The organism is Microbacterium sp. NPDC057407 (assembly GCF_042803895.1).
Taxonomy (GTDB): domain Bacteria; phylum Actinomycetota; class Actinomycetes; order Actinomycetales; family Microbacteriaceae; genus Microbacterium.
The window spans coordinates 76,058-88,266 of the sequence record NZ_JBHVCA010000007.1 but is presented as its reverse complement, the minus strand read 5'-3'; the positions used below and the strand labels follow the sequence as shown (position 1 = coordinate 88,266).

The following is a 12,209-nucleotide window of genomic DNA, read 5'->3' as shown; positions in this document are numbered from 1 at the left end:
CACGATGACCGCTGACGAGACCCGCGAGGCGCGCACCGAGGCGGTGCGCGCCCTCGAGGCCGAGTTCGGCGAGCTGATCAACCGGTTCCGGCGGGTGATGTCGGAGAACGCGAATCGCGTGAGCCCGGGCATGCTGCCGGGCGCATACAAGGTGTTCACGACGATCGTCCGCCGCGAGTCGGTCACCCTCTCGGCGCTCGCCGAGAGCCTCATGGCCGACAAGGGGCAGATCAGCCGCACGGTGCGCGAGCTCGAGCAGCTCGGTCTGATCGAGCGCACGCCCGACCCCGCCGACGGCCGCTCGAGCCTGCTGTCGCCGACGCCCGCCGGGCTCGAGCGACTGGCCGAGGCCCGGGCTCCCCAGGAACGCACCCTGGTCGACGCCCTCGAGGACTGGCCGATCGACGACATCCGCAATCTCTCGCGCCTCCTGCACGCCCTGACGGCGGGCGAGTCCCCCACCGCCTCCTGACGGCTCACCCCGCCCGCCGCGTAGGGACCAACGCCCGACGGGTCGCTAATGACCCCCGGGGCTCGCGTCGGACGGCGCTTCACGTCCTCTCGGGAGGCTCCGGGCAGGGCTTCTCGGTCCGGTAGCACCGGCGTAACACGAGTGAGACATTCCCGGGGTTGACTGGCTCTACGTCGGCGGGGACGGCCTGTGGGGACGACGCGAATGCGGAAGGAGCGACCGAATGAGATTCCGGCCGCTGCGATCAGCTCCCGTCACCGACTCCGAGAGCGTCGCCGTCTCCGAGCCGCCCTCCGAAATGCGGGCGATCGTGTTCGACGGCGCCGGCGGACCCGAGACGCTGGTCGAGGCATCCGTCCCCGTCCCGTCCCCCGTGCTCAGCGAGCTCCTCGTGCGCGTGGTCGCCGCGGGCGTCAACCCGATCGACGCGAAGACCCGCTCGGGCGCCGGGGTCTCGTCCCAGCTGCCGGCACACCCCTCGACGCTGGGCTTCGACTTCAGCGGCATCGTGGTGCGCAGCCCCTACGAGGCGCACCCCCTCGCGCCCGGTACACCGGTCTTCGGGATGGCGGCGTTCCCCCGCACTGGCGGGTCGTACGCCGAGTACGTCGTCGTGCCCTCGCTGTCCGTCGCCCGCAAGCCCGCCTCGCTCTCGCACGTCGAGGCGGCCGGGGTGCCGTTGGCCGCCCTCACCGCGTGGGGGCTCGTCGTCGAGACGGCGCGAGCGCATGAGGGGCAGCGCATCCTGATCCACGCCGGAAGCGGAGGCGTGGGCCACTTCGCCGTGCAGTTCGCGGCCTACTTCGGCGCCCACGTGACCGCGACCGCGTCGGCGCGCAACGCCGGGTGGCTGCGCGAGCTCGGAGCGGCCGTGGTGATCGACTACACGACGACGCGCTTCGACGAGGTCGTCGCCGACGTCGACGTCGTGATCGACCTCGTCGGGAACGTCGGCGGCTCGACCGGCACGCGATCGCTGCGGGTGCTGCGCCCGGGCGGCCTGTACATCGTGGTGCCCACGGGCTCGTGGCCCGACTACGCGGAGGTCGCCGACGAGGCCGGCGTGCGCGCGACCTCGTTCAAGGTCGTGCCGGACGGCGGCACGCTCGCCACGATCGGACGCCTGCTCGACTCGGGCGCCGTGCAGGTCTACATCGACCGTGTCTACGACCTGCCGGAGGCGGCCGCCGCCCACCGGCACCTCGAAGACGGCCACACGCGCGGAAAGGTCGTGCTGCGGGTCAGCGACGACTGACCCCCGCCGCGGCGTGCCCGTCGGGAATCGAGGAGACGCGCCGCGATCCGCTTGCCCGGACGGGCGCATGTCGGGAATCGAGGAGACGCGCCGCAATCCGCCTGCCCGGACGGGGCGAACGCGGCGCGTCTCCTGCGTTTCCGACGGCGAACCCGCCCGTCAGCGGGCGAGCGGGGCGAGGACCCGGCGACCCTCGGCGACGATCTCACCCGCGATCGCATCGAGCAGCGGCGAGCGCAGGTTCCACTGCTGCCAGTACAGCGGCACGTCGACGGGCGGGCCGCCCAGTCGCACGAGCTCGCCTCGCTCGAGCCCGGGCGCCGCCTGGAAGGTCGGCAGCAGCGCCCAGCCAAGGCCGAGCCGCACGGCGGTGGCGAAGTCGTTCGACGCGGGCACGTAGTGGCGCGGCGGCTGCCCCTTCGCGCCTCGCGCGGCGAGCCACTCGTTCTGCAGGTCGTCCCGGCGGTCGAAGTCGACCACCGGCGCCGCCCCGAGAGCGTCGGCCGACGCCCCGTCGGGCAGCCATCGGCCGACGAACGCGGGCGTGGCCACCGCCTCGTAGCGCATGGCCCCGAGTACGCTCACCCGGCAGCCGGCGACCGGGGTCGCCCGCGAGGTGACCGCGCCCATGACGGTTCCCGACTCGAGCAGCCCGGCGGTGAAGTCCTGGTCGTCGCGGTGCAGGTCGAAGACGACCGGATGCCTCTCCCCCAGTCGCGCGAGCGGCTCGAGGAACCACGTGCCCAGCGAGTCGGCGTTCACCGCGAGCGGCACCGATGTTCGCGCCCCTTCAGCCGGGTCCGCCCCGAGCTCGGCCAGCGTGTCGTGCTCGAGGAGCGCCGCCTGGCGCGCGAGCCGGATGACGGCGGCCCCCGCGTCGGTCGGCCTGGCCGGTTTGGAGCGCACGAGCACCACGCGCCCCAGCTGCTCCTCCAGGGTCTTGATGCGCTGGCTGACGGCAGAGGGTGTGATGCGCAGGCGGCGGGCCGCCGCGTCGAGCGTTCCCTCGTCGACGACGGCGGCGACGGTCTCGGCCAGTTCGAACGGAATGCGCATCGACAGTCAGGCTAATGCACCTGAAGAATCATGAGCTGGACTGAATCAGCGGGATTACGTAGCGTCGAAGCGTGCTCACCCCCGTCCTCGCCGGTCTCGGACTCGGCTTCTCCCTGATCATCGCCATCGGCGCGCAGAACCTGTTCGTGCTGCGCCAGGGGCTACGGCGCGAGCACGTCTTCGTCGTCGCGGCCATCTGCGCGGCATCCGATGCGGTCCTCATCGCGCTCGGCGTCTCGGGGGTGGGGCTGGTGCTGCAGGCGGTGCCCTGGCTCGTCGACGTCGTCCGCTGGGCGGGCGCCGCGTTCCTCATCGCGTACGGGATCCTGGCGGCCCGGCGCGCGTGGCGCCCGTCCGACCGCTCGCTCTCGGTCGACGGTGCGGGTCCGGGTTCGGCCGAGGGCGCCGGCGAGGCGGCGAACACCGGGGCCGAGGCATCCGTCTCCCGCTCGTCGGCGGCGACGACGACGCGCACCCTCCTGCTGCCCGTCGTGCTCACGTGCCTCGCGCTGACGTGGCTGAACCCGCACGTGTACCTCGACACGGTGTTCCTGCTCGGCACGGTCGCCAGCACGCACGGCGACGAGCGCTGGCTGTTCGCCGCGGGAGCCATGGCGGCGAGCGTCATCTGGTTCTTCGGTCTCGCGTTCGGGGCGCGTTATCTCGGACGCTGGCTCGCCACACCGCGCGCGTGGCGCGTCCTCGACGCCGTCATCGCCGTCGTGATGATCGCGCTCGGTGTGAGCCTCGTCCTCCCGCACTGACCGGGCAGCGCTTCAGCCGTCGATCTGCGCCTTCCGGGCGAGCACCAGCGCGCGCACGACATCGTCGGGCAGCGGATGCTCCGGCTGGAACCGGATCGTCCCCTTGTCGAGTCCGATCCCGGGGTGCGACGCCAGTGTCGCCGCGACCGCCTCGACCGCCGCGGGACTGAACGGGTAGACCCCGATGTGCTTCTTGGCCCTCATGACCGAGACCAGCGGTTTCCCTCGGTAGACGAGCGCCGGCATCCCGTACCCGAGCCCCTGCTGCGCGTCGGGCACGACCTCCTGGGCGACGGCGTAGACACGCTCGATGGGCGCACGGTCGGCCGGGTCGAGGCCGGCGAGGAGGTCGTCGACGGTTCCCATGCAGGCATCCTGTCACCCCCACCGCTCCCGCAACACCCGCGAGGAGGCACGATGGAGGCATGAGACGGGTCCACGTGGTCGTGCGCGGCGCCGTGCAAGGCGTCGGCTACCGCTACACGATGCGCATGGTCGCGCGAGAGGCCGGGGTCGTCGGCTGGGTGCGCAACCGGCGCGACGGGTCTGTCGAAGCCGAGGTCGAGGGCACCTCGGCGCAGGTCGACGAGGTGCTCGCCTGGATGGCCGAGGGCCCGCCCGGGTCGCGGGTCGATTCCGCGACGGTGACGGATGCCTCGCCCTCCGGCGACCGCGACTTCGAGGTGAGGCCGACCGAGTGACTCCAGTGCGGGCGCTTCGCAGGCGGCGCCCGCGTCAGTCCTCGAAGGGGCGCAGGATGCGGTCGATGAACCGGCGGGTGCGCTCGTGCTTCGGGTTCGTGAAGAGCTCCTTCGGCGCACCGCGCTCGACGACCACGCCGCGGTCGAAGAACAGCACCTCGTCGGCGACCTGCCGGGCGAAGGCGAGCTCGTGCGTGACGATGAGCATCGTCCAGCCCTCGTCGGCGAGCTCCTTGAGCACCAGGAGCACTTCTCCCACGAGCTCGGAGTCGAGGGCGCTCGTCGGCTCGTCGAAGAGCAGCAGGGCCGGCTGCAGCGCGAGGGCGCGCACGATGCCGACGCGCTGCTGCTGACCGCCCGACAGCTCGAACGGGTAGGCGTCGCGCTTCTCGCTGAGTCCCACGCGGTCGAGCAATGCCTCGGCGCGGGCGATCGCCTCGGCCTTGGGCACGCCGTGCGCGTACACCGGCCCCTCGATGACGTTCTGGATCACGGTGCGGTGGGGAAAGAGGTTGTGGTGCTGGAACACCATGGCGGAGCGGTCGCGCATCGCGACGCGATCGGCCCTCGACAACGGCGCCGCGAAGTCGACGCGCGGTCCCTCGGCGAACTCGACGATCCCCTCCTCGGGCGTCTCGAGCCCATTGAGGCAGCGCAGCACGGTCGTCTTGCCCGAGCCGCTCGGGCCGATGAGCGCCACGACCTCGCCGCGGTGCACGTCGAGGTCGACACCGTCGAGCACCCGGTTCGCGCCGAAGCTCTTCGTCAGACCGGTGACGCGAAGGAGCGGCCCCAGGTCGTCGCCGGACGGCGGCGCGAGGGCGTCGCCGGCCGGGTCAATGGGCGACATAGCGGTCGAGCCTCCTCTCGAGGGCGCTCTGCCCGGCGGACAGCGCCATGCAGATGATCCAGTAGATCAGAGCCGCTTCGAGGTAGATCGCCATGAACTCGTACGTGAACGCGGCGATCTGCTGCGCGCGGCGGAACATCTCGGTGACGAGGATCGTCGAGGCGAGGGAGGTGTCCTTCACGAGGGAGATGAAGGTGTTCGACAGCGGCGGCACCGACACCCGCGCGGCCTGAGGCAGGATGACCCGGGTGAGCGTCTGCGCCTGCGAGAAGCCGACGGTGTGGCCCGCCTCCCACTGCCCCTTGGGCACCGAGAGGATCGCCGCCCGCACGATCTCGGCGGCGTATCCGCCCACGTTGAGCGACAACGCGACGATCGCGGCCGGCCACGGGTCGATCACGACCCCCACCGACGGCAGGCCGAAGAAGATGACGAAGAGCTGCACCAGCAGCGGCGTGCCGCGGATCACCGACACGTAGAACCGCGCGATGCCCGAGAGCACGGGGTTGCGCGACAGGCGCATGAGCGCCACCGCGATGGCGATCACGAGTCCGAGGGCGAACGACGCCAGCGCGAGCGGGATCGTGCCGGTGATGGCCGCGAGCGCGAGCGGCCAGAACGACTCGACCAGCAGCGACCACACACTGCCTTCCATCAGACGTCCTTCCGTTGCGGGCAGACGAGACCGCCGCCCGCCCACGCTAGGGCGAGCGGCGGCTCGGTGCTACTGGGTGACGTCTTCGCCGAAGTACTTCTCGCTGATCTCGGCGAGCACGCCCTCGTCGCGCAGCTCGGCGAGCGCCTCGTCGATCGCCTCGACGAGCGCCTCCTTGTCCTTCGTGAACGCGAAGGCGCTGAGGCCCGGCTCGTCCGTCTCGGCGGCGATCTTCAGGCCGGTGGGACCGTTCGTCTTCTCGTAGTCGAGGAACGTGAGGCTGTCGTTGACGGTGGCGTCGACACGGCCCTGCTCGAGAAGCGCGACGGCCTGGGCCCAGCCCTCGACGGCCTCGACGGTGGCCCCGTTCTCCTCGGCGAGCTCATACCAGTTGCTCGTGAGGGACTGGGCGGTGGTCTTGCCGTCGAGGTCCTCGAAGCTCGAGATCGAGTCGTCGTCCTCGGCCACGACGACCACGCCGGGCGACACCGTGTAGGGCTCGCTGAAGAGGTACTTCTCCTCGCGCTCCGGGTTGATCGACACCTGGTTCGCGATGACGTCGAAGCGTCCGGCATCCAGACCCGCGAAGATCGCGTCCCACTGGGTCTCCTGGAAGGCGACCTCGAGACCGAGCTTGTCGGCGACGGCTTCGGCGATCTCGACGTCGAAGCCGACCAGCTCGCCGCTGTCGTCGTGGAAGCTGAACGGACGATAGGTGCCCTCGGTGGCGACGGTGAGGGTGCCGTCCGTGACCAGACCGAGGTCGGCGCCGGCGGCGGCCGAGCCGGACGGCTCGGACGAGGAGGAGCTGCACGCCGAGAGGGCGAGCGCTGCGGTGGCGGCGAGGACGATGGCGGTGAGCTTACGGCGTGGCATGGTGATGTTCCTGGTGGGGTGTGAAGGGGGGATGGCCGGCGGGCGGGCGAGCACCCGGGCCTTCCAGTACAACACGCGATGTCCCGACAGCTTCCATCGGGTTACGCCCCGTTGCTGGGAGTCAGCCGGGGAGCCCCGCCGCGAGCTCGTCGAATACCGCGTCGGCCCGGTCGCCGCGCGCGAGGGCGCCTGCCTGCCCCGCCCACAGCGACACCAGCTCGGCGTCGCCCCGGGCTCCTGCCGCGGCTCGGAAGACCCCCGTCGCCCAGTTCTGAGCGGGGAACGGAGCGATGACACCCGCGGTCTCCAAGGTGCGCAGGGCGCGATTCGGGATGCCTCGGGCCAGCCGTCCGCTCATCGCCCGCGTCAGCACGGTATCGGTGGCGCGGGCTGCGCCGATCGCCGCACGGTGCCCCTCGGTCGCAGCGGACTCCGCCGTACGGAGGAACGCGGTCCCCACCTGCACGCCCGCGGCCCCCAGCGCGAAAGCGGCTGCGACTCCGCGTCGGTCGGCGATCCCGCCGGCGGCGATCACGGGCACGTCGACGGCGTCGACCACCTGCGGCACGAGCGCGAACGTTCCGACGAGCGAGTCCTCGGCACGGCGCAGGAACGACACCCGGTGTCCGCCGGCCTCGGCCCCCGTCGCCACGATCGCGTCGACTCCTCCGTCGGCGAGGGCGACCGCCTCCTCGACGCTGGTGGCGGTGCCGATGAGCCGGATGCCTCGGCTCTTCGCCGCGTCGACGACGTCGGCGCTCGGCACCCCGAAGACGACGCTGAGCGCGGCCGGCGCCGCTTCGAGCACGGCCTCGACCTGCTCGGCGACGTCGGGAAGGAACCGCTCGGGAGGCTCGGGCATGGCCACGCCCGCCGCCTCGTAGAGCGGCGCCATCGCGCCCAGCGCGGGGCCGAGGTCGACATCGGCCGGCGTGAGCTCGTCGCCGACCGGCAGCCACAGGTTGACAGCGAACGGCCGCGGTGTCGCCGCGCGCAGCTGCGCGATGGTGTCGTGGATGCGAGCGGCGCCGTAGCCGTAGAGCCCGTACGATCCGAGTCCTCCGCGCCGGCTGACCGCCGCGGCGAAGGCGACCGACGACAGGCCGCCGAACGGCCCGAGCACGATCGGGCGGTCGATCCCGAAGAGTCCGAGCAGGGGGTTCGCCATCCCCCGACGCTACCCCGGGTCGGGTGCTCCGCGCGGCGTCGGGCGGGGTCGTGCACAACGTCGGCCATTCGCGACGAAACCGCGGGCCGAGGCATCCGTCACCGCCGCCGCGGCCCGGAAGACCGACGTTGTGCACGCGCCATGCGGCCGAACGAGAAACGGGGCCCCACCCGAAGGTGGAGCCCCGTTGTGCTGATCCGGAGATCAGAGGGAGTTGACGTCCAGCGGGATGCCGGGGCCGAACGTGGTCGACACGGCGCCCTTCTGGATGTAACGACCCTTCGAGCTCGACGGCTTGAGGCGGATGATCTCCTCGAGCGCGGCCTTGAGGTTCTCGTCGAGCTGGTCGGCCGAGAACGAGGCCTTGCCGACGACGAAGTGCACGTTGGCGTGCTTGTCGACGCGGAACTCGATCTTTCCGCCCTTGATCTCTTCCACGGCCTTGGCCGGGTTCGGGGTCACGGTGCCGGTCTTGGGGTTGGGCATGAGGCCGCGGGGACCCAGCACCTTACCCAGACGACCGACCTGGCCCATGAGCTCGGGCGTCGAGACGGCCGCGTCGAACGCGGTGTAGCCGCCGGCGACCTTCTCGATGAGCTCGGCGCCGCCGACCTCGTCAGCACCCGCGGCGATGGCGGCCTCAGCGGCCGGACCGGTCGCGAACACGATGACGCGGGCGGTCTTGCCGGTGCCGTGCGGGAGGATGACGGTGCCGCGCACCATCTGGTCGGCCTTGCGGGGGTCGACGGCGAGCTTGAGCGCGACCTCGACGGTCGAGTCGAACTTCGCCGAACCGGTCTCCTTCGCCAGGGCGACGGCCTCGGTCGGAGTGTAGAACTTGTCCGCCTCGATCTTGGCGGCAGCGGCCTGGAAGGCCTTGGACTTGGTAGCCATGTTTCCTATCCCCCTCAGTCCTCGACCGTGATGCCCATGGAACGGGCGGTGCCGGCGATGATCTTCGAGGCGGCCTCGAGGTCGTTCGCGTTCAGGTCGGGCTGCTTCGTCTCGGCGATCTGGCGCACCTGCTCCTTGGTGAGCTTGCCCACCTTGGTCGTGTGCGGGGTCGACGAGCCCTTCTGGAGGCCGGCGGCCTTCTTGATGAGCTCCGCGGCCGGAGGGGTCTTCAGGACGAAGGTGAAGCTGCGGTCCTCGTAGACGGTGATCTCGACGGGGATGACGTTGCCGCGCTGCGACTCGGTCGCCGCGTTGTACGCCTTGCAGAACTCCATGATGTTGACGCCATGCTGACCGAGCGCGGGGCCGATCGGCGGCGCCGGGTTGGCTGCACCGGCGTTGATCTGAAGCTTGATCAGGCCGGTCACCTTCTTCTTCGGTGCCATTCTTGTTCCTCCTGTTCGTGCGCCCTGGCGGGCGCGCTTCCACGACTCAGGCGAACCCTGAACGTGGTGGGGATCGTCACGCAGACACGCGCAACCGCTCTAGTCTACCGGATGCCGCGAGCCGAGGCATCCGTCCGCCGTTTCGCCCCGCCGGAAACGCGAGAGAGCGGATACCGGGGCATCCGCTCTCTCGAAGATCGCTCTGCGCGATCTACAGCTTCGTGACCTGGTCGAACGAGAGCTCGACGGGGGTCTCGCGCTCGAAGAGGGAGACGAGCACGGTGAGCTTGCCGCTCTCGGGCTTGATCTCGCTGATCGTGCCCGGGAGGCCCGCGAACGAGCCTTCCTTGATCGTGATGGTCTCGCCGACCTCGAAGTCGACCTCGGCCGGGATGACGCGCGCGGCGGCCGCGGCGCCCTTCTTCGCGGCGCCGGCCTTCGCGGGCGCGGTCTCTTTGATCTCGACGAGGCTCTTCAGCATGTTGAAGGCCTCTTCGAAGCGGAGCGGGGTCGGGTTGTGGGCGTTGCCCACGAAGCCGGTGACGCCCGGCGTGTGACGCACGACCGACCAGGTGTCTTCGTTGAGCTCCATGCGCACGAGCACGTAGCCGGGGATCCGGACGCGCGTGACCATCTTGCGCTGCCCGTTCTTGATCTCGACGACGTCCTCCATGGGGACCTCGATCTGGTAGATGTCTTCCTCGACCTCGAGCGTCGACTTGCGCTGCTCGATGTTGGCCTTCACCTTGCGCTCGAAGCCGGCGTAGGAGTGGATGACGTACCACTTGCCCGGGAGGCTGCGCAGCTCGGCGCGGAACGCCTCGTAGGGGTCTTCGTCGGCGTCGTCCGCGTCTTCGTCGCCCTCGGCGTCGAAGTCCTCGTCGCCGTTCACGTCGGGACCGTCGTAGGGGGTCACCTCGTCGGCGGCCTCGGCTTCGAGCTCGGCCACCTCCTCGGCGATGGAGTCGTTGATGACCTCGGCGGCGGCTTCGGTCTCGGCCGCCTCGTCGAGGTTCAGAGCGTCGTTCACGATGGCGTCCGCCTCCGGGTCGTCGATGTCGATGTCGTCCAGGTCTTCGTCGGTGTCGGCGCCGTCGTCCACGATGTGGATCGCGACGTGCTCGGCAGCGGTGTTGGCGCGGTCCTCCTCGGCGAGGACGTTGCCCTCCTGGGCCTCGTCGTCCTCGGAGGACTGCTCAGCCGCCGTCGCCCAGTCGGCGTCGTCGATGAATCTTTCAGACACTGCGTTCTCTTCCGTTCTGTCCGCTGCGGGACGTGGTCCCGCCGGCGTCGTTCGCTCTGTCGAGACAGGCGGCTCAGGCGGCGCCGGGCACTCCGAAGACGACCGTCGCGACCCACACGAACAGCACGTCGAGGCCGTAGACGATCGCCATCATGACGACGACGAAGCCGAGCACGACCGCCGTGTACTTCAGCAGCTCCTGGCGCGTCGGGGTGACGACCTTGCGGAGCTCGGCGAAGACCTGACGGATGAAAATGGCGATCCGCGCGAAGACGTTGGGCTTCTTCTCGCGGGGTGCGCCGCCCGCCGCGACGATCTCGCCCTTCGGCTCGTCTTGAACCATCGATGCCACCTGATTACCTTCCGTGCGACGGCAGTCGCCTTCGCACTGTGTTGTCAACCGCCGGCATGGTGGTGCCGACGTAGCGCTGACGCGCAGGGCGGACAGGAATCGAACCTGCAACCTGCGGTTTTGGAGACCGCTGCTCTGCCAATTGAGCTACCGCCCTAGAGGCCCGGGGGCCTCGGATGCCCGCACTCTTCCACCGGTTGCTGATCACGAGGGACCTGCCCGAACGACGGGCACGGCGAAAGAATGCAGACTTCAACTGCATGGTCCAGTGTACGGCATGCCTCGGAGCCCCGCGAATCGTCAGTACTGCTGCACGCCGTACCGGTCGGGCTCGCCCGAGCGCTCGAAGGCGCGCCCCGAGAGCGACGTCGCCTCGACGCGCACGTAGGTGTACTTGAGCGTCGGGATCCACGGCGCGAGGCCCAGCCCGTCGGCCCGCTCCACCTCGGCGGACGTCCGCAGCGCGTGCGCACGGCCTCGCACGATGACGCTCCACGCGTCGGCCTCGGTGTGGTCGTCGACCTCGAACAGCACCTCGTCGCGGACCGTCAGCTCGAACAGCTTGCTGCCCTGCGCGGTGCGGAACAGGACGCTCTCGCCGTCGACCACGTAGTTCACCGGGAAGATGTCGATCACATCGCCTACGCGCGTGACGAGGCGGCCGAGCTCCTGCGTGCGAAGGCGCTCCCAGCACTCCTCATCCGTCAGGATCACCACGGGGTCCACCGGCTCGCTCATGCCCCCATCCTCGTCGGGCGCGACCGGGAGCGGTACCCCCGCGTGGGGCTAGCATGCCCCCATGCCCCTCGCACAGGCGCTGCTCGACGAGCTGTGGGACTTCTCCGATCCCGTCGCGTCGGAGTCGCGTCTGCGGCGTGCCGCGGACGCGGAACCGGATGCCTCGACCCGCGCCGAGCTCGAGACCCAGGTGGCCCGCGCACTGGGTCTGCAGGAGCGTTTCGTCGAGGCCGACGCCGTGCTCAGCACCGTCGCGGTGACCTCCCCCGAGGTGTCGGTGCGGGTCGCGCTCGAGCGCGGGCGCCTCCGCAACTCCGCCGGCGATGCGGAGGCCGCACGGCCCCTGTTCGAGCTCGCTGCGGAGGCCGCGGCCGACGCCGGGCTGACGTTCCTGCAGGTCGACGCCCTGCACATGCTGGCGATCGCCGACGTCGAGCGCGCGCAGGAATGGACCGAGCGCGCGATCGAGGTGCTCGACCCCACCACCGACGCGCGCACGCGCCGCTGGCTCGTGTCGCTGCACAACAACGCCGGCTGGGCGCATCTCGAGGCGGGACGCCCCCGCGACGCGCTCACCGAGTTCGAGCGGGCGCTGGATGCCGCGACCCGCTGGGGCACGCCCGAGCAGGTCGAGTGGGCCGCCGAGGCCATCGCGCAGGCGCGCGCCGCGCTCTGACCCGAAAGCCGCGAGTCGCCAAGACACGCCGGTGCGCTGCGCGCGGGTCGGCGTGTGTTGGCG

16 protein-coding genes and 1 tRNA gene are annotated in these 12,209 nt (G+C 70.8%); 5 read left to right on the top strand and 12 right to left on the bottom strand.

Features of this window, described 5'->3' with window-relative positions:
- The first annotated feature begins 4 nt into the window (after positions 1-4).
- Positions 5-472 (top strand): MarR family winged helix-turn-helix transcriptional regulator, encoded by a 468-nt coding sequence (locus ACFUTX_RS15675; RefSeq protein ID WP_378866747.1) that lies wholly within the window; start codon positions 5-7, stop codon positions 470-472.
- 223 nt (positions 473-695) lie between these two features.
- Positions 696-1,727: an NADP-dependent oxidoreductase gene (locus tag ACFUTX_RS15670; RefSeq protein ID WP_378866744.1), complete on the top strand. Its 1,032-nt coding sequence runs from the start codon at positions 696-698 to the stop codon at positions 1,725-1,727.
- A gap of 159 nt (positions 1,728-1,886) precedes the next feature.
- Here the strand turns inward: ACFUTX_RS15670 and ACFUTX_RS15665 are convergent, their stop codons facing one another.
- A complete protein-coding gene (locus tag ACFUTX_RS15665) occupies positions 1,887-2,783 on the bottom strand; it encodes a LysR family transcriptional regulator ArgP (RefSeq protein WP_378866742.1) in 897 nt (298 codons plus the stop codon).
- Between the two features lie 71 nt (positions 2,784-2,854).
- Between ACFUTX_RS15665 and lysE the strand changes: the two genes are divergently transcribed.
- The gene (gene lysE, locus ACFUTX_RS15660) at positions 2,855-3,547 is read left to right on the top strand and encodes an L-lysine exporter (RefSeq protein ID WP_378866739.1); all 693 of its coding nucleotides are present in this window, start codon (positions 2,855-2,857) and stop codon (positions 3,545-3,547) included.
- A gap of 12 nt (positions 3,548-3,559) precedes the next feature.
- Here the strand turns inward: lysE and ACFUTX_RS15655 are convergent, their stop codons facing one another.
- Positions 3,560-3,913: an iron chaperone gene (locus tag ACFUTX_RS15655; RefSeq protein ID WP_378866736.1), complete on the bottom strand. Its 354-nt coding sequence runs from the start codon at positions 3,911-3,913 to the stop codon at positions 3,560-3,562.
- Positions 3,914-3,972: 59 nt separating this feature from the next.
- Here ACFUTX_RS15655 and ACFUTX_RS15650 point away from each other — a divergent pair, with 59 nt between their 5' ends.
- Entirely contained in the window at positions 3,973-4,248 is a 276-nt protein-coding gene (locus tag ACFUTX_RS15650) for an acylphosphatase (protein WP_378866733.1), read from the top strand.
- Between the two features lie 34 nt (positions 4,249-4,282).
- Here ACFUTX_RS15650 and ACFUTX_RS15645 read toward each other — a convergent pair whose 3' ends face one another.
- The 10 genes from ACFUTX_RS15645 to ACFUTX_RS15600 all read right to left on the bottom strand — a co-directional run bounded on the left by ACFUTX_RS15645 (position 4,283) and on the right by ACFUTX_RS15600 (position 11,470).
- On the bottom strand, positions 4,283-5,098 hold the full coding sequence (locus ACFUTX_RS15645) for an amino acid ABC transporter ATP-binding protein (RefSeq protein WP_378866731.1): 816 nt from the start codon (positions 5,096-5,098) through the stop codon (positions 4,283-4,285).
- Positions 5,085-5,753 carry an amino acid ABC transporter permease gene (locus ACFUTX_RS15640; protein ID WP_378866728.1) on the bottom strand — a complete coding sequence of 223 codons (669 nt, stop codon included), beginning with the start codon at positions 5,751-5,753 and terminating at the stop codon, positions 5,085-5,087. The genes ACFUTX_RS15645 and ACFUTX_RS15640 overlap by 14 nt, the downstream gene beginning before the upstream one ends.
- Before the next feature lie 69 nt (positions 5,754-5,822).
- Complete coding sequence (locus tag ACFUTX_RS15635) at positions 5,823-6,629, bottom strand: amino acid ABC transporter substrate-binding protein (protein ID WP_378866725.1); 807 nt, start codon at positions 6,627-6,629, stop codon at positions 5,823-5,825.
- Between the two features lie 121 nt (positions 6,630-6,750).
- Complete coding sequence (locus ACFUTX_RS15630; RefSeq protein ID WP_378866722.1) at positions 6,751-7,797, bottom strand: NAD(P)H-dependent flavin oxidoreductase; 1,047 nt, start codon at positions 7,795-7,797, stop codon at positions 6,751-6,753.
- A 204-nt stretch (positions 7,798-8,001) separates the two neighbouring features.
- Positions 8,002-8,691: a 50S ribosomal protein L1 gene (rplA, locus tag ACFUTX_RS15625; protein ID WP_378866719.1), complete on the bottom strand. Its 690-nt coding sequence runs from the start codon at positions 8,689-8,691 to the stop codon at positions 8,002-8,004.
- 14 nt (positions 8,692-8,705) lie between these two features.
- Entirely contained in the window at positions 8,706-9,137 is a 432-nt protein-coding gene (rplK, locus tag ACFUTX_RS15620; protein ID WP_378866716.1) for a 50S ribosomal protein L11, read from the bottom strand.
- A 211-nt stretch (positions 9,138-9,348) separates the two neighbouring features.
- Positions 9,349-10,380 (bottom strand): transcription termination/antitermination protein NusG, encoded by a 1,032-nt coding sequence (gene nusG / locus ACFUTX_RS15615; RefSeq protein ID WP_378866713.1) that lies wholly within the window; start codon positions 10,378-10,380, stop codon positions 9,349-9,351.
- Positions 10,381-10,453: 73 nt separating this feature from the next.
- Entirely contained in the window at positions 10,454-10,723 is a 270-nt protein-coding gene (secE, locus tag ACFUTX_RS15610; protein ID WP_378866710.1) for a preprotein translocase subunit SecE, read from the bottom strand.
- A gap of 93 nt (positions 10,724-10,816) precedes the next feature.
- Positions 10,817-10,889: transfer RNA gene (locus ACFUTX_RS15605), tRNA-Trp, on the bottom strand.
- Positions 10,890-11,032: 143 nt separating this feature from the next.
- Positions 11,033-11,470, bottom strand: a complete 438-nt coding sequence (locus ACFUTX_RS15600; protein ID WP_378866707.1) for a pyridoxamine 5'-phosphate oxidase family protein — start codon at positions 11,468-11,470, stop codon at positions 11,033-11,035.
- A gap of 61 nt (positions 11,471-11,531) precedes the next feature.
- Here ACFUTX_RS15600 and ACFUTX_RS15595 point away from each other — a divergent pair, with 61 nt between their 5' ends.
- Complete coding sequence (locus tag ACFUTX_RS15595) at positions 11,532-12,146, top strand: hypothetical protein (RefSeq protein WP_378866704.1); 615 nt, start codon at positions 11,532-11,534, stop codon at positions 12,144-12,146.
- The last annotated feature ends 63 nt before the right edge of the window (positions 12,147-12,209 follow it).

Bases quoted from the DNA above. Each gene is read 5' to 3' on its own strand.
- ACFUTX_RS15675 (WP_378866747.1), top strand. From the start codon at position 5: ATGACCGCTGACGAGACCCGCGAGGCGCGCACCGAGGCGGTGCGCGCC.
- ACFUTX_RS15670 (WP_378866744.1), top strand. From the start codon at position 696: ATGAGATTCCGGCCGCTGCGATCAGCTCCCGTCACCGACTCCGAGAGC.
- ACFUTX_RS15665 (WP_378866742.1), bottom strand. From the start codon at position 2,783: ATGCGCATTCCGTTCGAACTGGCCGAGACCGTCGCCGCCGTCGTCGAC.
- ACFUTX_RS15655 (WP_378866736.1), bottom strand. From the start codon at position 3,913: ATGGGAACCGTCGACGACCTCCTCGCCGGCCTCGACCCGGCCGACCGT.
- ACFUTX_RS15650 (WP_378866733.1), top strand. From the start codon at position 3,973: ATGAGACGGGTCCACGTGGTCGTGCGCGGCGCCGTGCAAGGCGTCGGC.
- ACFUTX_RS15645 (WP_378866731.1), bottom strand. From the start codon at position 5,098: ATGTCGCCCATTGACCCGGCCGGCGACGCCCTCGCGCCGCCGTCCGGC.
- ACFUTX_RS15640 (WP_378866728.1), bottom strand. From the start codon at position 5,753: ATGGAAGGCAGTGTGTGGTCGCTGCTGGTCGAGTCGTTCTGGCCGCTC.
- ACFUTX_RS15635 (WP_378866725.1), bottom strand. From the start codon at position 6,629: ATGCCACGCCGTAAGCTCACCGCCATCGTCCTCGCCGCCACCGCAGCG.
- ACFUTX_RS15630 (WP_378866722.1), bottom strand. From the start codon at position 7,797: ATGGCGAACCCCCTGCTCGGACTCTTCGGGATCGACCGCCCGATCGTG.
- rplA (WP_378866719.1), bottom strand. From the start codon at position 8,691: ATGGCTACCAAGTCCAAGGCCTTCCAGGCCGCTGCCGCCAAGATCGAG.
- rplK (WP_378866716.1), bottom strand. From the start codon at position 9,137: ATGGCACCGAAGAAGAAGGTGACCGGCCTGATCAAGCTTCAGATCAAC.
- secE (WP_378866710.1), bottom strand. From the start codon at position 10,723: ATGGTTCAAGACGAGCCGAAGGGCGAGATCGTCGCGGCGGGCGGCGCA.
- ACFUTX_RS15600 (WP_378866707.1), bottom strand. From the start codon at position 11,470: ATGAGCGAGCCGGTGGACCCCGTGGTGATCCTGACGGATGAGGAGTGC.
- ACFUTX_RS15595 (WP_378866704.1), top strand. From the start codon at position 11,532: ATGCCCCTCGCACAGGCGCTGCTCGACGAGCTGTGGGACTTCTCCGAT.